17 protein-coding genes are annotated in these 19,096 nt (G+C 73.3%); 12 read left to right on the top strand and 5 right to left on the bottom strand.

The genetic code is table 11. The features are described from left to right. Positions 1 to 12 precede the first annotated feature (12 nt). The 4 genes from H305_RS0109940 to H305_RS0109925 all read right to left on the bottom strand — a co-directional run bounded on the left by H305_RS0109940 (position 13) and on the right by H305_RS0109925 (position 3,277). Positions 13 to 708, bottom strand: coding sequence for an HAD-IA family hydrolase (locus H305_RS0109940; RefSeq protein ID WP_028800251.1), 696 nt, complete (start codon positions 706 to 708; stop codon positions 13 to 15). A 33-nt stretch (positions 709 to 741) separates the two neighbouring features. Then, positions 742 to 1,455 carry a phosphatase PAP2 family protein gene (locus tag H305_RS0109935; protein ID WP_028800250.1) on the bottom strand — a complete coding sequence of 238 codons (714 nt, stop codon included), beginning with the start codon at positions 1,453 to 1,455 and terminating at the stop codon, positions 742 to 744. A gap of 185 nt (positions 1,456 to 1,640) precedes the next feature. Next, the gene (locus H305_RS0109930) at positions 1,641 to 2,576 is read right to left on the bottom strand and encodes a M56 family metallopeptidase (RefSeq protein ID WP_028800249.1); all 936 of its coding nucleotides are present in this window, start codon (positions 2,574 to 2,576) and stop codon (positions 1,641 to 1,643) included. A gap of 149 nt (positions 2,577 to 2,725) precedes the next feature. After that, the gene (locus H305_RS0109925) at positions 2,726 to 3,277 is read right to left on the bottom strand and encodes a DUF5134 domain-containing protein (RefSeq protein ID WP_028800248.1); all 552 of its coding nucleotides are present in this window, start codon (positions 3,275 to 3,277) and stop codon (positions 2,726 to 2,728) included. A 188-nt stretch (positions 3,278 to 3,465) separates the two neighbouring features. Between H305_RS0109925 and H305_RS0109920 the strand changes: the two genes are divergently transcribed. Together H305_RS0109920 and H305_RS0109915 are read left to right on the top strand one after the other, a co-directional pair. Further along, positions 3,466 to 5,121 carry an FUSC family protein gene (locus H305_RS0109920; protein WP_028800247.1) on the top strand — a complete coding sequence of 552 codons (1,656 nt, stop codon included), beginning with the start codon at positions 3,466 to 3,468 and terminating at the stop codon, positions 5,119 to 5,121. Between the two features lie 362 nt (positions 5,122 to 5,483). Further along, positions 5,484 to 6,110: a MarR family winged helix-turn-helix transcriptional regulator gene (locus H305_RS0109915; protein WP_420708048.1), complete on the top strand. Its 627-nt coding sequence runs from the start codon at positions 5,484 to 5,486 to the stop codon at positions 6,108 to 6,110. 92 nt (positions 6,111 to 6,202) lie between these two features. On the opposite strand, the gene H305_RS0109910 is transcribed toward H305_RS0109915, so the two are convergent. Then, the gene (locus tag H305_RS0109910) at positions 6,203 to 6,967 is read right to left on the bottom strand and encodes a VOC family protein (RefSeq protein WP_028800245.1); all 765 of its coding nucleotides are present in this window, start codon (positions 6,965 to 6,967) and stop codon (positions 6,203 to 6,205) included. A gap of 178 nt (positions 6,968 to 7,145) precedes the next feature. Between H305_RS0109910 and fabG the strand changes: the two genes are divergently transcribed. From fabG to H305_RS0109860, 10 genes are all read left to right on the top strand, one after another. Next, positions 7,146 to 7,898, top strand: coding sequence for a 3-oxoacyl-[acyl-carrier-protein] reductase (gene fabG / locus H305_RS0109905; RefSeq protein WP_028800244.1), 753 nt, complete (start codon positions 7,146 to 7,148; stop codon positions 7,896 to 7,898). Further along, positions 7,895 to 8,704: a thioesterase II family protein gene (locus H305_RS45270; protein WP_063611308.1), complete on the top strand. Its 810-nt coding sequence runs from the start codon at positions 7,895 to 7,897 to the stop codon at positions 8,702 to 8,704. The genes fabG and H305_RS45270 overlap by 4 nt, the downstream gene beginning before the upstream one ends. Then, complete coding sequence (locus tag H305_RS0109895) at positions 8,701 to 9,636, top strand: TauD/TfdA family dioxygenase (protein WP_028800243.1); 936 nt, start codon at positions 8,701 to 8,703, stop codon at positions 9,634 to 9,636. The genes H305_RS45270 and H305_RS0109895 overlap by 4 nt, the downstream gene beginning before the upstream one ends. A 16-nt stretch (positions 9,637 to 9,652) precedes the next feature. Then, positions 9,653 to 10,663 (top strand): TauD/TfdA family dioxygenase, encoded by a 1,011-nt coding sequence (locus tag H305_RS45265; protein WP_078628972.1) that lies wholly within the window; start codon positions 9,653 to 9,655, stop codon positions 10,661 to 10,663. Positions 10,664 to 10,670: 7 nt separating this feature from the next. Continuing rightward, positions 10,671 to 11,672, top strand: a complete 1,002-nt coding sequence (locus H305_RS0109885) for a beta-ketoacyl-ACP synthase III (protein WP_051370503.1) — start codon at positions 10,671 to 10,673, stop codon at positions 11,670 to 11,672. A 52-nt stretch (positions 11,673 to 11,724) separates the two neighbouring features. Next, complete coding sequence (locus tag H305_RS0109880; protein ID WP_037763331.1) at positions 11,725 to 11,985, top strand: acyl carrier protein; 261 nt, start codon at positions 11,725 to 11,727, stop codon at positions 11,983 to 11,985. A 2-nt stretch (positions 11,986 to 11,987) separates the two neighbouring features. After that, positions 11,988 to 13,412, top strand: coding sequence for a condensation domain-containing protein (locus H305_RS45260; protein WP_158690508.1), 1,425 nt, complete (start codon positions 11,988 to 11,990; stop codon positions 13,410 to 13,412). 127 nt (positions 13,413 to 13,539) lie between these two features. Next, positions 13,540 to 14,556: a 2,3-diaminopropionate biosynthesis protein SbnA gene (gene sbnA, locus H305_RS0109870; protein WP_028800240.1), complete on the top strand. Its 1,017-nt coding sequence runs from the start codon at positions 13,540 to 13,542 to the stop codon at positions 14,554 to 14,556. Further along, entirely contained in the window at positions 14,550 to 15,566 is a 1,017-nt protein-coding gene (sbnB, locus tag H305_RS0109865) for a 2,3-diaminopropionate biosynthesis protein SbnB (RefSeq protein WP_028800239.1), read from the top strand. Before sbnA ends, sbnB begins: the two co-directional genes overlap by 7 nt. Before the next feature lie 117 nt (positions 15,567 to 15,683). Beyond that, positions 15,684 to 19,096 (top strand): non-ribosomal peptide synthetase (locus tag H305_RS0109860; RefSeq protein ID WP_028800238.1); only part of this gene is annotated, 3,413 nt, incomplete at its 3' end.

Here is a 19,096-nt window from a genome sequence, read left to right as displayed (position 1 = left end):
GCGACGTTGCCCTCAGCCGATCAGACCGAGCACGGGCCGCAGTCCCTCCGGGCGCCCGGCCACCGGCAGATGGTCGACGAAGAACACCTCACAACCCAGTGCCGCCGCGCCCCCGTCGGCCCCTCGGTCGTCGCCCACCATCAAGGTGTTCTCGGGCGCGACGCCCAGCGCGTCGCACGCGACCCCGAACAGCCGTGGATCGGGCTTCTGGATGCCGTGCTCGTACGAGAGCACGTACGTGCCGACGTACGGGTCGAGACCGTGCTCCCGGAAGACGGGGCGCAGGTCCCAGCCGATGTTGCTGACCACACCGACCGCGACCCCGCTCTCGCGAAGCGCGGCCAGGACCTCGGCGGCGTCCGGGTAGGGATCCCAGGCGTCCGGCATCATGTGCCGCTCGTACAGCGCGTCGTGCAGACCGGGACCGGGCAGGGGCACCTGGCGGGAGACCGCCGTGTACGCGGCACGATGCAGCTCGGCGCTCCGGTCGCGGGTGCGCCACACCTCGTCGAGGCCGTCGGGCACGCACCCCGGGCGTCCGCCGCCCGGCATCGCGCCCACCGCGTCCAGGGCCTGTGCCGCCGCCGTCAACTCGTCTTCCGGCAGGGCGAGTCCGGCGTCGCGGAGCACCGCGCGCAGCCACGAATCCGTCGATTCGACGCGGAAGAGGGTTCCGGAGAAGTCGAAGAGCACACCTTTGATCCTCATGGCAGAGATCCTTCGTGGCGCCGTCCACGGAGGTCAAGGGTGCCCGGGGTCGCGCCATCGCTCGTACGAGGCCACGGCGAGGGCGACCACCAGCGCGCCGATCAGCCAGCCGCCCAGGACGTCGGAGGGCCAGTGCACACCGAGCCAGATCCGGGTCCAGCCGACGCCCACGACGGTGACGACGGTCAGGGCCAGCGCCGTGCGCCGCAGCCCGCGTCCCGCGCCGCACCGGTACAGCAGCCACAGGAGCAGCCCGCACACCACCGTGGCCGTGAGGGCGTGGCCGGAGGGGAAGGCCGCGTAGTGGGCCCGGTCGACGGGGTCCCGCCAGACGGGGCGCTCGCGGCCGACAGCCCATTTCAGGGTCTGCTGCACCACCGTGCCCAGCGCGCACGCAGCCGCCACCCACAAGGCGAGCCACCGGTCCCCGTGCTTCCACACCAGCCAGATCACCGCGACGGCGCATACCGCGCGCATCGTCCACGGGTCCCACACCCAGTCCGTCAGCACCCGGAACACGCGGGTGAGGCCGGGCTCGTCGACGGCCCAGGTGTGCGTGGTGCGCGCGATGTGACCGTCGAGGGCGGTCAGCGGGTGCCAGGAGAGCGCGACCATCAGGACGAGCGCGAGGGACAGCACGGCCAGGATCATGGCGACCGGCACGACGCCGCGGAGGCGCGGGCCGCGCGGGGCGGGGGCACGAGGGTCGGGTGCGTCTGGGGGAGGGGCGGCAGCCGGGGAGTGCATGGAGTGATCCTCGCCGACGCCCGGGGCGCCGGGCCAACACCCGTTCCGCGACGCACCGCACGCGCCCGGTGGGCGAGGGAGACCCTGGACTGCCGGAAGGAACCCGTCACCGAGGGACACCCCGGGCTGCCGGGAGGAACCCGCCGGGCTGCCCTCGGCGTGGCGCCGGGATTCGTGGTCCAGACCTAGCCCAGCGCTCGCAGTCCGGGCACGAACGCCACCAGGACCGGGACCACCGGGACCAGTGCGGCGGTGGCCGTCAGGCGCAGGCGCCGGGCCGCCGTGAGCCGGTCGGGGGGAGTGAGGAGGCGGTTCACGCGCTGTGGGACGTGGGCCTCCGGGGTGGGGCAGGGGCCGAACACGCCCCGGTCCTCGTTGAGTTCCACCAGGGCCAGGGCGATCGTGAGGCGGCCGAAGCGGCGCGAGGCCATGTCGTCGGCGGCGAGTTCGACGAGCCGGTGCATCTCGTCGCGGCAGGCGGCGAACACCGGCACCTGGGGGAAGCCGGTGGCCAGCGCCGCCGAGGAGTGCAGCAGCCAGTCGTGCCGGGCCCGCGCGTGACCCTGCTCATGGGCGAGCACCGCATCCAGCTGCTGTCCCTTGAGGCGGCGCAACGCGGCTGTGGTGATGACGAGTTGGGGCGTGGCGCCGGGCAGCCACCAGGTGTCGGGGCGCTCGCCCTCCAGCACCACCATCCGGTCGGCGCTCGGCTCCTCGCCGGGCAACAACGGGGCACGCAGGCGCAGTTCGACGCGGCTCTGCCGGCGCCGCGCACGGGCCCGCAGAATCTCCCGGGCCAGCATCGCCGCGGTCCACACGCCACCGCAGGCGAGTGCCACGGCGGTCGTCGCGGCCCACGCGCCGCCCGTGCTCAGCGCGTACGCGTCCACGACGGAGCGCGGAGCCGGACCGAACACATGGCCCCGCACCGCCACCCACGCGGCGGCCGCGCTGAGTGTCATCGACAGGACGCAGCACAGCAGGACGGCCACCACCACGCACTGCCAGACCCACAGGGCGACCACCGGTTCACGGTCCGGCCAGTCGGCCCGGGCGAGCAGTCGCGGAGCCACCACGGCGACCACGGCGCCGAGCAGCAACAGTGCCGCGGGGACCATCATGGGCCGAAGCCTATGAGCGGGGTGTCGGCGCTGGATACGGGCCGCGAGGGCAAGTGACGCACGCCACGGTTTCGTACGGCGCTCTAACGTCGCGTGTCCGGCCCCGCGCTCGACGGTCCCTCCCGGGAGTCGCGTCCGGCGGGCCGGCCTCAGAGCGTGACCAGCATCGCCAGCATGGCGATCCCCATGGACAGGCGGCAGGCCCGCGACAGTTCGGGCCGGTCGCCCCAGCCGACGGCGCGCGTGCTCCCCGCGGTGGCGCTCCCCACGGGCAGCAGTCGGGCACCGGAGCGCAGGACGTACGCGGTGAAGTACAGCAGGAGGGCTCCGGTGACCAGGGGGATGCCGGAGCCGCCGTGGTGGCCGTGGTGGACGGGGGAGACGGCCATCGTGACCGCCATGTAGACCATCGCCAGGGCGCCCATCAGATGGTGCAGGTGGTGCGGGTCCGACCGGGCCGTCCACAGGGCGCGCACGGCGGCGGCGCCGAACACGGCGGTGTAGACGAGCCAAGCCCAGCGCGGCGGGGCGGCCACGGCGGCCGGGACCGCCATCGCGGCCATGCCGAAGCCCATGAGCGCCTCGCCGCCCGCGGTTCGGCGCTGTTCCTCGACACGGCTGCGCATGCGCAGCAGGCAGTAGGCGCCGGTTGCCGCGCACAGCGCGACGAGCAGCCAGCCGGGCGAAGCCGGTCCGTGCACCGTGTACCTCCCCGCTCTCCGATGTCGGACATCGGGCAGTCGGTCTGGACATGCCCCGAGCGTCCGGTGCGCAAGCGAGCGCAAGGGTGTACGTGGGGGAGCGTGCGGGAGTGTGCGGGAGTGTGCGCTGGTGAGGGGTGGGGTGGAGGATATGTTTTACAAGTAAAACACCTGCTAATATTGTGCGCATGAGTAGTGCGACCGCCCCCAGGGCCCCCCGCGTACGGCGCCTGCCGCTGGCCGGAGTGCTGCGGCTCGGCAGACCGTCCGACATCTGGTTCAAGCCCGCGCTGAGCGCCGTCGTGGCCGTCGCCCTGCCCAACCTGACGCTCCTGGCGCTCGGCCGCCTCGACCTCGCCATGTACACGATGGCTGGATCGCTGTGCGCCCTGTACGCCCACAACCGCCCCTATGCGGCGCGGGCCCGCGCCGTCGCCTGGGTGGTGCTCGGCATGCTCGGCGGCCTCGCCGTCTCCCTCGTCACGGCCTCGCTCACTACGAGCGCCGTCGTGCTGGTCACCGTCGGCGCCCTGCTCGCCGCCGCGCAGAAGGTGCTCTGCGACGCCACGCGCATCGGGCCGCCCGGACACGTCGTTCTCGCCTTCATCTCCTCGGCGGCCCTGTTCGCGCCGCAGTCCCTCGGCCAGGTGCCCGGCCATCTCGCGCTCGGCGCGGCGGCCGGTGTGTGGGCCTGGATCGTCTGCATGGCCCCGGGCCTCGTCCGCCCGCACGGCCCCGAGCGCCGCGCCACCGCGCACGCGCTGGACGCGACCGCCGCGTACGTCGAGGCCAGGGAGGCCGGCGCCGACGGCGCACGGGCCCGGGCCGCGGCGGCCGCCGCCGTGCACGGCGCCTGGCAGTGCCTGCTGTCCACAGGAGCCCGCTCCGCACCCCGGCGCTCCCTGGAACGACTGGTCGTGCGCGCCGAGGTCGCACTGGCCGCGCCCGCCGACACGGACTCCGGGCGGCTGCACGACTGGGCCCGCGAACTGCGCGGCAACCACCCCGTGCCGCGTCCTGGCGACCTCTCCGGCACCGCCGACGAACTCCTCGGTGTCGAGGCCGCGCTGACCTTCGGGGAACCGCCGCTGTTGCGCCGCCTCGGCCCGCTCGCGCCCATCGCCCTGCGCACCGCGCTCGGCTGCGCGCTCGCCGGGTACGTCTCGCTCGCCCTCGGCGTCGGCCGCCCCTACTGGGCGCTGGTCACCGCCGCCTCGCTCTACCAGGCCAACGTCACCCTGACCTGGAGCCGGGGCGTGCAGCGCGTCGTCGGCAACCTCGTCGGCGTGCTCGCCTTCGCGGCGATCGCCCCCCTCGCCCACCTCGGCCAGGCGGCCCTCGTCCTGTGCTGCCTCGCCCTCAACTTCGGCGCCGAGGCGCTGATCGGCCGCAACTACTGGCTCGGCAGCATCTGCGTGACCCCGATGGCCCTGCTGATCACCGAGTTCGCGCGGGTCCAGCAGCCCGGCGAGCTGATCACCGACCGTGTCGTGGACACCCTCGTGGGTGCGCTGGTCGGCTTCGTCGCCGCGATCGCGGTGACGAACCGCAGGGCCGGCGACCGCATCGAGCACGCGCTCGCCGCCGTCGAGAGTGCCCGGGAGCGCGCCGCCGCACTGCTGGCCGCGGAAGACCCCGGGCCCGGTGCCCTGGAGTCGGCCCGGCGGGATCTGTCCGCGGCAGTGGTCGCCCTGCGCGCCGCCGCGGACGCCGCGGCGGGCGAATGGTGGCAGCGCGCCCTGCCGGAGGAGCGGGTCGTGGGGGCCGAGCAGCGCGGACACCGTACGCTCGCGGCGACGGTACGACGGCAGGGACTGCACTGCTTGGAGGGCGCACAGGCATGACGACAGCGGACGGGCGGGCGCACGCGGAGGCCACTCCCGGGGGGCGGGGCCACTCGGAGGCCGCCGCCGAGCGGGAGGCCACCGGGGGAGTGCCCGTCGGCCGGGCGGACGGCGCGGCCGTGCCCGCCGGGTCCGCGGGTGCCGGGAGCGAACGCCTCGCTGCGACGGCGCCCGTCGGTCACGGGGAGAGCGAGGAGCGCGGGGATCGCCGGGATCGCCCGGGGCGGCCGGACGGCCGCGTCGGTCCCGCCGGTCCGGCGGACGAGGAGGCCGCCCCCGACGGGTGGGCCGCGGCACCGCGGGCCTCCGGGGGAGGTCCCGCCGGTGTGGACGCCATCTCCGCAAGCGAAGCCTCCACGGGCGTGCCCTCCGCAAGCGAAGCCTCCACGGGCGTGCCCTCCGGAAGCGAAACCTCCACGGGCGCGCCCTCCGGAGACAGAACCTCCGCAGGCACCCCCTCGGAGAGGGGAACCCGCACGGGTGCCCCCGCGGACACCGTCGCGGCCGTCGTCCGGCAGTGGCGGACCGTGCGCCCCGACCTCGACACCGGGCCCATGGAGGTGATCGGCCGCGTCAATCGCTGTGCCGCGCTCCTCCAGCAGGCCGAGGACGCTCCGCTGCGCCGGGCCGGGCTCACCCGTCCCGAATTCGACGTCCTCGGAACCCTGCGGCGCACCGGACACGAACTGACCCCCAGCGAGATCGCCCGCGAGACGTTCTCCTCGGGCGCCGCCGTCACCAAGCGGCTCAAGCAGCTCACCGAACGCGGGCTGGTCGAGCGCCGGGGGGACACTCGTGACCGCCGGGTCGCACATGTGCGGCTGACCGACGAGGGGCGCGATCTCGTCGACGGCATCCTGCCCGAGCAACTGGCCTACGAGACCTCGGTCCTGTCCGGCGTCGACCCCGAGCGCCGACGTGAACTGGCCGGACTGCTCGGCGAGTTGCTGGGCCAGCTGGAGGGCCGGCTCGGGCTGCCGCGGGCCTGAAGCCGTCCGGGGGAGGGAGCGGGAGCCGTGCCCGCCCTCAGGGGGAGCGGGAGCTGTGCCTTTGGACCGTCCCGGTCGCGGTGGCCCCGCCGCTAGCCTTCCTCGCCCGCCGCGTGGATTCCGAACGGCGCCCCCTGAGGGTCCTTCAGCACCGCGATGCGCGGGCCCTCCGGCACGGTCGTGGGCTCCATCAGCATGCTGCCGCCCGCCGCCACGGCCGCGTGCGCCGTGGCGTCCACGTCCTCGACGGCGAAGTACGGCAGCCAGTGCGAGGGCACCTCCGGCGGGAACTTCTCGTCCAGCGTCAGCATGCCGCCGAAGTCGTCGCCGTCGATGCCCCATTGCGTGTACTGCTCCGAGGGGGTCACGGTCCAGCCGAACACCCGCGTGTAGAAGTCCGTGACCGGCCCCGGCGCGCGGGTCAGCAGCTCGACCCAGCCCAGCGCGCCCGGCGCGTTGAACAGTCCCGCGCCGGGGAAGGCACGTGCCTGCCACAGCTGGAAGAAGGCACCGCCCGGATCGACCGCGACGGCGAAACGGCCCACGTCGAACACGTCCATCGGCCCGAGGACGATCGTGCCGCCCGCCGCTCGCACCGCCTCGGCGGCCGCGTCCGCGTCCGCCACGGCGAAGGACACGTTCCAGGCGACGGGCTGGGAGTCCTGGTACCGGGGCGAGATCGCCGCCACGGCGGCGTCGCCCAGGTGCGCGACGGTGTAACCGCCCGCCTCATGGCGCGGGTCCGTCTCCGGCCGCCATCCGAACAGGTCGGCGTAGAAGCGCTTGGCCCCCTCCAGATCGCTGGTTCCGAGCTCGGTCCAGCAGGGACCACCGGTCACCGGCCTGTCCAGCTTCATGAGGTTCCTTCCGCAGCGACACCCCTTCAGCACGCTATGCCCGCCCCGGGACCCCGGCCACCGGGCGCCGCCCGGACCTCCCCACCGGCTGCTCGCGGGCCGTGCTGGACACCGTATAGGCCCCATATAGCGACCGAACCCACGCTCGACTCATTCGAACGGATGAGGGGGCTCGGACATGGGGCGGGACGGCAGCGCGGCTCGGGTGGCGGTCGTGACCGGTGGATCGCGGGGCATCGGCCGTGCCGTCGCCGTGCGACTGGCGCAGGACGGCTTCGACGTCGCGATCTGCTACCGGTCGGACGAGGCGGCGGCGCAGCTCGTGCGGAAGGAGATCGAGGACAGGGGGAGCCGGGCGCTGACCCGGCGTGTGGACGTGGGGGTCCGGGAGGACGTGCAGCAGTTCGTGACGGCCGTGGAGGACGAGCTCGGCACACCGGATGCCGTGGTGACGTCCGCGGGCATCACGCGAGACCGGCCGCTCGCCCTCATGGGGGACGAGGACTGGCACTCCGTCGTCGGCACCAACCTGAACGGCACCTACCACCTGCTGCGCTGCGTGATCCGTCCGATGATCCGTGAGCGCGCGGGCGCCGTCGTCACTCTCTCCTCGGTCGCCGGAGTCGCCGGCAACGCTGGCCAGGCCAACTACGCGGCCTCCAAGGCGGGCATCGTCGGCCTCACCCAGTCGCTGGCCAAGGAGGCCGGGCGCTACGGGATCCGGGCCAACGCCATCGCCCCCGGGTTCATCGAGACCGAGATGGTCGCCGACCTGCCCGAGAACGTCGTCGAGGGAGCCCTGACCCGTATCCCGCTCGGGCGCTTCGGACAGGCCGACGAGGTCGCCTCGCTCGCCTCCTTCCTGGTCTCCCCGCAGTCCGCGTACATCACCGGCCAGGTGCTCCGCGTCGACGGGGGCATGGCGCTGTGACCGGCGACGGCCTGTGGTTCCGCCGCTATCCCGCGGCCCGCCCGCCGCGGGTGCGGCTGGTGTGCTTCCCGCACGCGGGCGGCAACGCACAGCTCTTCCACGGCTGGCCGGGCCGGCTGCCCGGCGATGCCGAGGTGCTCGCCGTGCGCTACCCCGGACGCCAGGAGCGCATGACCGAGCCGTGCGTCGAGTCCATGGACGAGCTCGCCCACGAGGTCGCCCGGGCCCTGGACGCGTACCGGGACGTCCCGCTCGCGCTGTTCGGGCACAGCATGGGCGCCGCCGTGGCCCACGAGGTCGCGGCCCGCCTCGAAGCGACCGGCCCGGACCCCGTCCAGGTGTTCCTGTCCGCGCGCAACGCCCCGCACCGCGCGACCCGCACCGTGCTGCACCGGGCCGCCGACGATGTGCTGCTGGCCTCCGTACGGCGCCTGGGCAGCCTCGGCGGTGACCCCTACGGCATACCGGAACTGCGCGAACTGCTGCTGCCCGTGCTGCGCAGCGACTACCGGCTCATCGAGACCCACGCGCCCGAGAACCCGCCCGTGCTGCGCGCCCCGATCACCGCGTACGCCGGTGCCGCCGACCCCGGCTGCGACGTCGAACGCGTGTCGGCCTGGGCCGAGTTGACCACGGGCCGCTTCGACCTGCGGGTGTTCCCCGGCGACCACTTCTACCTCGCCCCGCAGGAGGCCGAGCTGACCGCGGACATCGCCGCCCGGCTCGCCCGGCCGACCGGGGCGCCCACCGCAACCGCCATCCAGGCCGCGCAACCGGCCGCCACGACTGCGAGGACAGCTCCATGACCCACACCGAGACCTGGGCACCGCTGGAGATCAAGGCCGAGGACGGTGGCGGTGCCGGCGAACTGCTCGACCGCCTCGACACCCTGGACCCCGGCCTGGACGAACTCCTCGTCCGCGAGAAGGCCCTGGTCCTCCGCGGGTTCGGCATCACGCCCGACACGCTCGACACGGCGCTCGACCGGCTGCTGCCGCACCGGCTCGCCTACGTCCACGGCAACTCGCCGCGCACCAAGGTCGGCGGCAACGTCTACACCTCGACGGAGTACCCGCAGGAGTACACCATCTCGATGCACAACGAGATGAGTTACGCGCACACCTGGCCCACCCGGCTCGCCTTCTACTGCGAGGTGACACCCGGCGGCGGTGGCGCGACCCCCGTCACCGACGCCGCCCGCTGGCTGGCCGAGCTCGACGACGAGGTGCGTGAGGCCTTCGCGGGCGGCGTGCGTTACGTGCAGAACCTGCACGACGGGTACGGCCTCGGCAAGAGCTGGCAGGACACCTTCGAGACCAAGGAACGCGGCGACGTCGAGGAGTTCCTGACCGGCACCGGCGCCGAGTGGACCTGGCGGCGCGACGGCAGCCTGCGCGTCGAATCGGTCCGCCCCTCCACCACCCGGCACCCGGTCACCGGTGCCGAGGTCTGGTTCAACCAGGCCGACCAGTGGCACCCCGCCGGACTCGGCGACGACACCGCCGCCGAACTCGCCGCGATCCTCCCCGAGGACGAGCTGCCGCAGATGGTGACGTTCGCCGACGGCGGCGCCATCCCCGCCGAGTACGTCACCCAGATCCGGGACCGGGGTCTGGAGGCCGCCGTCGACGTCGACTGGGTCCGCGGCGACCTGCTCCTCATCGACAACGTGCTGCTGGCCCACGGGCGACGGCCGTTCACCGGTGACCGCCGCGTCCTCGTCGCGATGTCCGACTGAACCGGGAACGGACGACATGACCAGCACCCACGACGTGACCCGCGCCGGGACCGGCGCACTGCCCGGCTGGGCCGGCACCGGCACGGCGCCCCACCTGCACCGGGTCCGCACCGAGGACGCCGCCGTCCTCGCCGACATCGACCGGCACCGCGACGAGCTCCGCCGCTGCCTCGCACGACAGGGAGCCGTCCTGCTGCGCGGCTACGCCATCGGCGGGGTCGACGGCTTCGACGCCGTGGTCCGTGCCTTCTCCGGCACACCGCCACTGGCCTACGCGGAGCGCTCCTCGCCCCGCTCCACCATCAAGGGCCAGGTCTACACCTCGACCGACTACCCGGCGGCCGAGGAGATCTTCCTGCACAACGAGAACTCCTACCAGGCCGTGTGGCCCGGCACCCTCTACTTCCACTGCGCCGAACCGCCCACCAGCCAGGGTGCCACCCCGCTCGCCGACACACGGCGTGTGCTCGCCGCCCTCGACCCCGAGGTGCGCGAGGAGTTCGAGCGGCGCGGCTGGCAGGTGGTGCGCAACTTCCACACCGGCTTCGGAGTGCCCTGGCAGGAGGCGTTCGCCACCACTGACCGGGAGGCGGTGACCGCCTACTGCGCGGAGCGCGACATCGTCGCCGAATGGCGGCCCGACGGGGGGCTGCGCACCACCGCCGTCCGTGCGGCCGTGCACCGCCATCCCGTCACCGGCGAGCGCGTCTGGTTCAACCACGCCACCTTCTTCCACGTCACCACCGTGGCCGAGGAGGTCGGAGCGGGCCTGCGGGCGATCTTCCCCGACGAGGACCTGCCCACCAACACGTACTACGGCGACGGCGGAGCCATCCCGGACGCGGTGACGGACCATCTGCGTTCCGTCTACCGGGCCAACTCCGTCCGCTTCGACTGGCAGCGCGACGACGTGCTGATCGTCGACAACATGCTCACCGCGCACGCGCGCGAGCCGTTCACCGGGCCCCGGCGTATCGCCGTGGCCATGGCCGAGCCGTCCGACGCCCCGTCGGATGGGAGGAGTTGAGGGCGACATGGCACAACCCAAGTCAGCGGGAGCTCCGTTGGAGACCTATCTGACCCCGCCGACCCACGGATCCCGCATCACCGGCATCGCCGCCTACCGGCCCGCGAAGCTGCTGTCCAACGAGGAGCTGTCCCCGCGCACCACCGTCTCCCCGCAGTGGATCGAACAGCGCACCGGCATCAGGACCCGGCACCACGCGAGCGAGGCCGAGGACCTGGTCACCATGTCCGTCGCCGCCGGCGAGAAGGCCCTGGTGATGGCCGACATCGACCCGACCGAGGTGGACCTCACCATCGTGGCCACCGCGACCCGCAAGCGCCGCATGCCGGGCATCGCACCTGAGGTCGCCAGCCGCATCGGCCTGCCCAACTCGGGCGCGTACGACCTCAACGCGGTGTGCGCGGGCTTCACCTACTCGATGGCCATGGCCTCCGGTGCCGTACGGCTCGGCGAGGCACGGCACGTCCTCGTGGTCGGCGCCGAGCGCACCAGCGACTGGATCGACCCGGACGACCCCGACACCTTCGTCATCTTCGGCGACGGAGCCGGTGCGGCCGTGGTGTCGCGCTCCGAGCACACCGGGATCGGACCCGCCGTGTGGGGCAGCGACGGCGCCCGGCACAACGTCCTCGGCCTCACCGAGAGGCCCGACGGACGCGAGTACGTCGCCATGAACGGCCCGCTCGTCTACAAGTGGTCCACGGCCACCATGCCCGACGTCGCGCACCGGGCCTGCGCCGCCGCCGGAATCACCATGGCGGACATCGACTGGTTCGTGCCGCACCAGGCCAACAACCGCATCATCAAGACCCTCACCCGGGAGCTGGAACTGCCGCCCGAGCGCGTCGTCAACGACGTCGTCGACACCGGCAACACCTCCGCCGCCTCGGTGCCCCTCGCACTCAGCCGCCTCCACGACAGCGGCCGCTCCACGCCCGGCGACCACGTGCTGCTGCTCGGCTTCGGTGCCGGCCTCACCTACGCCGGACAGGTCGTCCGCATGCCCTGACCAGGGCCACCGCCACCCTTCCCAGCTCACCACTCAAGAGACGGATCCACACATGACGACGCACGAGACGACCACCGACGTTCTGACCGCCGAGGTCATCGCCCTGGTCCAGCGCACCGCCCCCGACCTGGAGGGCGACATCGACGCGGACTCCAGCTTCGAGGAGCTCGGCATGGACTCGCTCACCCGGGTCGACCTGCTGGCCGCCGTGGAGAAGACCTACCGCCTGTCCGTGCCCGACGAGACGGTCGCCGAACTGCTGCGCGTGCGGGACGTCGTCGCCTTCCTCGCGACCGCGAAGGCCGAGGTCTGACGGTGGATCGCCACCACGGGGGGCCGACGGTGGACACCGTCCTCGACACACCGCTGCCGCTGTCGGTGGGCCAGGAGGGGCTGTGGCTCCTCCAGCGCCTGGCCCCCGACAGCGCGACGTACAACCTCGCCGGCGGGGCCCGCATGACGCCCGCGCCGGACCCGGAGATCCTCGGCCGCGCCGTACGCGCCCTGACGGATCGTCATCCGATGCTTCGCTCGCGCTACACCGAGAGCGACGGACAGCCCTGCCGCGTCGTCGAAGCGGTCGGCGCGCTCGCCGAACTGACGGCCCGCGAGGTGCCGGACGCGACGGACGAGGAGCTCGACGCACTGGTGCGGGCGGAGGTCCGCCGCCCCTTCCACCTCGACACCGAGGGCCCCTTCCGGGCCGTCCTGCTGCGCCGCCGCGACGACGCCGTCGCCCTCGTCGTCACTCACCACATCGCCACCGACGCCTTCTCCCAGTGGCTGCTGTGGCGCGACCTGCTTCAGGCCTACGAGGCGTTCGCGGCCGGCCAGGACGATCCCGGCTGGGAACCGCTGCCCGTGGCCTACGACGACTTCGTCGAGCGTGAGCGGATGCTGCTCGACTCCTCGCGCGGCAAGCGCCAGGCCGAGTTCTGGCAGGAGGAGGCCGCCGGCGCGCAGGCCGCCGAACTGCCCACCGACCGGCCCCGCCCCGCCGTGTCCTCACAGACCGGCGCGAGCCTGGTGCGCAGGCTGCCCGACCGGCTCTCCGACAAGGTGCTGCGCACCGCCGTGCAGCGCGGAGTCTCCCCGTTCGCCCTCACGCTCGGCGCCTTCCAGTCGCTGCTCCACCGCTGGGGCGGCCAGCGGGACTTCCTCCTCGCCTGCCCGGCGTCGACCCGCCGCTCCTCCGCGGCCCAGGTGGTCGGCTACTTCGTCAACCCGGTCCTCATCCGGGGCCGTTTCGGCCGCGACACCACCCTCGCGGACGCCATGACCCAGGCCGCCGAGCGGGTCCGGCAGGCCACCGCACGCGTCTCCTACCCGTACCCGCTCGTCGCCCGCGACGCCGGCACCACGGGCCCGCTCTACCGGATCTCGGTGACGATGGTCGCCACCGACCGGTTCGGACCGGGCATGGGCGGCGCCGCCTCCGGCGAGCCGATGACCGTGGCGGGCATCGAGACGACGTACCTGGAGATCCCGCACCTGGAAGGCCAGTGCGACCTCTCGCTGGAGATCACCCGTGATGTCTACGGGTTGACGATGGCCCTGCGCTTCGACACCGACCTCTTCGAACGGGCCACGGTGGAGCGGCTGTTCGACGTCTTCCTGCGGTTCGTCGAGGCGGCGGCGGACGACCCCGACCAGCGCGTCTCCCGCATCCCGCTGACCGACGCCGCCGAACGCCGGGCCCTGCTCGCCCTTGGCGGCGCGGGCTCAGGCGGCACGCCGTGACCGTCATGTCCCCGCGCCCCGCGCACGCCGGGGCCGGGCGGCCCGCGGCGGTCACGGCGCCCGGCCCCGTGACCGCCGCGCGGGCACATCCCGTGACCGTCCACGAATCCGGCAGGAGTCCGCGTCCATGACGCCACGACCGGTGCTCGACGGCATCCTCGACGCCGTCGGCGACACACATCTGGTGGAACTGGGCGGCCTGCTGCCCCGTTTCCCCTCCCGGGTCCTCGCCAAGCTCGAAGGGTCCAATCCCGGAGGCAGCGTCAAGGACAGGTCCGCGCTGTCGATGCTGCTGGGCCGGATCAGAGGCGGCGAACTCGTCCCCGGCCGCTCCACGGTCGTGGAGTCCAGCTCCGGCAACCTGGCCATCGGCATCGCCCAGATCTGCCGCTACTACGGGATCGACTTCATCTGCGTCGTCGACCCCAAGACCACCCGGCAGAACCTGAAGATTCTGCGGGCCTACCAGGTCACGGTCGACATGGTCACCGAACCCGACCCCGACACCGGCGCCTACCTCCCCGCCCGGCTCGCCCGGGTCCGCGAGCTGGTGGCCGCACTCCCCGGCGCGTACTGGCCCAACCAGTACGCCAACCCGCTCAACCCGCGGGCCCACACCCGGACCATGCGGGAGATCGCCGAGGCGCTGGACGGCCGGGTCGACTACCTGTTCTGCGCCACCGGAACCGGCGGCACCCTCACCGGATGCGCCGACTACATCCGTGACCACGGTCTGTCCACGACGCTGGTCGGCGTCGACGCGCTCGGCAGCGTGCTGTTCGGCGGCCCGGCCGGGCTCAGGCTGCTCCCCGGGCACGGCGCGGCCGTCCAGCCGGCCCTCTTCGATCCGGCACGCGCCGACGAAGTGGTGCTCGTCTCGGACCTCGACTGCGTGGTCGGCTGCCGGACCCTGACCCAGCGCGAGGCCATCCTCGCGGGCGGCTCGTCCGGCGCCGTCACCGCCGCCCTGGGCCGGTTCGCCGACCGCATCCCCGCCGGCAGCACCTGCGTGCTGGTCTTCCCGGACCGCGGCGACCGCTACCTCGACACGATCTACGACGACGAATGGGTGCGCCGCCACTTCGGCGAAGTGAGCCACCTGTGGAAGGAACCGGAGCACACCATGGCGGTGGGAACATGCTGATCATCGGCCACCAGACGGTGGCGGGCCTTCTCGAAGGCCGCGAGAAGGAAGTCGTCGACCTCGTCGCCGAGGCCTACCGGCGCCACGACGAGGGCCGCACCAGCCTGCCGCACTCCGTCTTCCTCCGCTTCCCCGACCGCCCCAGGGACCGCATCATCGGACTGCCCGCCTATCTCGGAGGCAGCACCGAAACCGGCGACGACGACATAGCCGGAATGAAGTGGATCGCCTCCTTCCCCGGCAACATCGCCTCCGGAGTGCCGCGCGCCAGCGCGGCGATCCTGCTCAACTCGCTGCGCGACGGACAGCCCGAAGCGCTCATCGAGGGCTCCCTGATCTCCGCCCGGCGCACCGCCGCGTCCGCCGCGGTGGGCGCGCGCGTACTGCTCGCGGGCCGCAGGCCCTCCGGGATCACACTCATCGGCTGCGGCGTCATCAACCGCGAGGTGCTGCGCTTCCTCGCCGCCGAACACCCCGGCCTCGACCGGCTCACCGTGTACGACACCGACCCCGAGCGTGCCAGGCGGTTCACCCTGGACAACGCGCGGCTGCTGCCGTCGGCCGGCGTCCGCCACTGCGACACCCTCGACGAGGCCCTGGCCGCCCACGACCTGGTGTCCTTCGCCACCACCGCCGCGACCCCGCACACCTCTCTCGACGCCTGCCCGCCCGGCGCGGTGGTGCTGCACCTCTCGCTGCGCGACGTCACCGTCCCGGCCGTCCTCGACTCCCACAACGTCGTCGACGACCCCGACCACGTGTGCCGCGAGAACACCTCGGTCCACCTCGCCGAACTCGCCTCCGGCGCACGGGACTTCATCGACGCGAGTATCGGCGCTCTGCTGCGCGGCACCGCGACGCTCGACGCGCGCCCCGGCAGACGGCTCGTGTACTCGCCGTTCGGGCTCGGTGTCCTCGACCTCGCGCTCGCCCGCTTCGTACGGGACCGGGCCCGCGCCGGCGGACTCGGCACCGACGTCGCGGACTTCCTGCCGCCGCCCGCCGCGTAGGCCGCCCGCCCTCCCGTACACCGCCGGCCGCGCCGCCGCGAACCGCCGGATCGCCGGCGGCGCCGCCGAGGACCGTCGCACCGCCGTACGCGCTCACTTCCCTGGAGAAGAGAAGAGATGACAGTCCCGCTGCACCGACTCATCGCCCACCAGGCCGTGTCGACTCCGCTCGCCGTCGCGGTCGACGGCGCCGAGGGGCCACTGAGCTACGAAGCGCTCGACCGGCGCGCCAACCGGATCGCGCGGCTCCTCGCGTCCCGAGGCGTCGGCGCAGAGGACCGGGTCGTCGTCTGCCTGCCGCGCGGCCACGACCTCGTCGCCGCCCTGCTCGGCGTATGGAAGGCGGGCGCCGCCTACGTGCCGCTGGACACGGGGCACCCGCAGGAGCGCACGGCCTGGGTCGTCGGGGACAGCGGTGCGCGCACGGTGCTGACGAGCGGGGACGACGCCGACACCTTCGCGGAACTCCTGCCCGGCGAAGTCGTGGACCTCGACCGGGAGTGCGACGCCCTGGCCGCACTGCCCGACACGGCACCCGAGACCGAGGTCACCGCCGACCACGCCGCCTACCTCACCTACACCTCGGGCTCGACCGGACGTCCCAAGGGCGTCCTCGTGCAGCACGGCGGCATCGCCGACCGGGTCGCCTGGTCCCTCGACAACCAGGGAGTGACCGGCACGGACCGCGTGCTCCAGAAGACCGTCCTCACCTTCGACGCCGCCGGCTGGGAAGTGTTCACCCCGCTCGCCGCGGGTGCCACCGTCGTCATGGCACCGCCCGGCGCCCAGGCCGACCCCACCCTGCTCGTGGCGACGGTCGCCGACGAGCACATCACCGTCCTCCAGGGTGTGCCGTCCGTGCTGCGGCTGCTTGTCGCCGAGCCGCGCTGGACGGACTGCGCCGACCTGCGACTGGTGTGCTCGGCGGGCGAACCCCTCGACGGCGAACTGTGCCGGGCGCTCGCCGAACCGGGCGCCGCCCGCGTCTGGAACACCTACGGCCCCACCGAGTGCTCCATCGACGTCACCGCCCAGCTCTACGACCCGGAGCGGCACGCCGAGGCCGTTCCCATCGGGCGGCCCCTGGACCACATGCGGGTGTACGTCCTCGACGCCGAGTTCGACCCGGTGCCCGTCGGGGTCGTGGGCGAGCTGTACGCCGCCGGCGACGGCACGGCGCGCGGCTACGCGGGCCGGCCCGCGCAGACCGCCGAGCGTTTCCTGCCCGACCCCCACGGCCCCGCCGGCAGCCGCATGTACCGCACCGGCGACCTGGTGCGCTGGCGGTCCGACGGCGCCCTGGATTTCCTCGGCCGCGCCGACCACCAGGTCAAGGTCAACGGCGTCCGCATCGAACCCGCCGAGGTCGAGGCCGCACTGAACGCGCATCCCGACGTCCGCGGAGCCGTCGTCGACGCCCGCGTCCTGGGCGACGGCAAGCGGCTCGTCGCCTACCTGACCACGTCCCGCCGCATCCCCCGCGACGAACTGCGCACCTTCCTGCGCGGCAGGCTGCCCGAACCGATGATCCCCTCGCTGTTCGTGCCGCTGGACGCCTTCCCGCTCACCAGCAGCGGCAAGGTGGACCGTGCAGCCCTGCCCGACCCGGCCCTGGAGCCGGCGAAGGACTCCGCCGAGCACGTCGAACCCCGTACCCCCGCCGAGCGCCTCGTGGCGCAGGTGTGGGAACAGCTCCTCCAGGTCGAACGCGTCGGCGCCCACGACGACTTCTTCTCGCTCGGCGGCTCCTCCCTGGTCCTGACCCGGTTGGCGGACGCGCTGCGCAGGGCATCCGGCGACGACATCCAACTGCGCGGTCTCTTCGGCGCGTTCACCGTCGAGGCGCAGGCGAGGCTGCTGGAGGACGCGCGGCCCGCCGTCCCCGGGGTGACGGCCGTCGGCCGCGACGAGCCGCTGCCGCTCTCCTTCGGCCAGCACCGGCTGTGGTTCCTGGACCGCATGCACCCGGGCAGCCCCGAATGGGTGGCCCCGTTCTTCCTGCGGCTGCCCGCCGGCACCACGCGTGACGTCGTGCAGTCCGCCCTCGACGCGCTGGAGGCCCGCCACGAGTCCCTGCGCACCCGGTACGTGGTCCGGGGTGAGGAGCCCCGCCAGGTGATCGCCGCGCCCGGCACCGTCGAACTGCGCGTCGAGGAGGCCTCGGAGGCCCACCTGGAGGGCCTGTTCGCGGAGCAGTTCTCCCGCGGCTTCGACCTCACGGAGGGCCCGCTGTGGCGCGCCCTGATGGTCCGCGTGCCGAAGGGCGGCCCGGTCCTGTTGGTGACGGCCCATCACATCGCCACCGACGGCTGGTCGACCGTCCTGCTCGACCGCGAACTGCGCGAACTGTGCGCCGCGGCGACCGAGAGCCGTCCCCCCGAGCTCGGCGAACCCCAGGTGCAGTACGCCGACTTCGCGGCCTGGCAGGCGTCCCACGCCGCCGACGTCTCCTCGTCGCGCGAACTCGACCACTGGAAGCAGGCCCTCGCGGGACTGCCCGAGCTCCGGCTCCCCACCGACCGGCCCCGGCCCGCCCGGCGCGACGCGCACGGCTCCGGCGTCAGATTCTCCGTGCCGGCCTCCCTCGCCGACACCCTCACCGGCATCGGACGCCGGCACGGCGCGACCCCGTACGTCACCCTGCTCGCGGCCTTCGGCGCGCTGCTCGGCCGCTACAGCGGGCAGGACGACTTCGGCATCGGCAGCCCCGTCACCGGCCGGACCCGTCCGGAGACCCAGGACACGGTCGGCTTCTTCCTCAACTCGCTCGTGATGCGCTGCGACCTGACCGGTGACCCCACGTTCGCCGAGCTGCTCCAGCGGGTCCGTGCCACCGTGATGGCCGGATTCGCACATCAGGAGCTGCCCTTCGAACGCCTCGTGGACGAGCTCCAGCCCACCCGCGACCTCTCACGCACCCCGCTCTACCAGGTCGCCTTCGACCTCCAGGACGAAGGGGCGACCTCGGTCGCCGCCGACGACGTCCTGATGGACGCCTTCCAGGGCGCCTGGCGGGTCGCCAAGACGGACCTCACTCTCTTCGTCTGGCGACAGCACGACGGCTCTCTGATCGGCGCCTTCGAATACGCCACCTCGCTCTTCGACCGCGAGACGGTCGAGCGTCTGGCCCACCACTTCGTCCAGCTCCTCGAAGCCGTGGCCGCCGACGCGGACACCGCCCTGTCCGCCGTCGACATCAGCTCCGTCCAGGAACGCCGGCTGCTCAAGGCGTGGAATGACACGGGGGTTGTGGTGCCGGGGTTGTCGGTGCCGGAGTTGGTGGCTGTGCGTGGGGTGGAGTCGCCGGGTGTGGTGGCGGTGGAGGCGGCGGGGCGGTCGTTGTCGTTCGGTGAGTTGGTGGATCGGGCTGATCGTCTGGCGGGCGTGTTGCGTTCGCGGGGGGTTGGTGTGGGTTCGTCGGTGGCGGTGTTGCTGGATCGTTCGGTTGATCTGGTGGTGGCGTTGTTGGGGGTGTGGCGGGCTGGGGCGGGGTTTGTGCCGTTGGATCCGGTGTTGCCGGGGGAGCGGGT

It is taken from the genome of Streptomyces sp. 142MFCol3.1 (assembly GCF_000424945.1).
Taxonomy (GTDB): Bacteria; Actinomycetota; Actinomycetes; order Streptomycetales; family Streptomycetaceae; genus Streptomyces; species Streptomyces siamensis.
The sequence above is the reverse complement of the archived record's forward strand: the minus strand, read 5'-3'. Positions and strand labels throughout refer to the sequence as shown.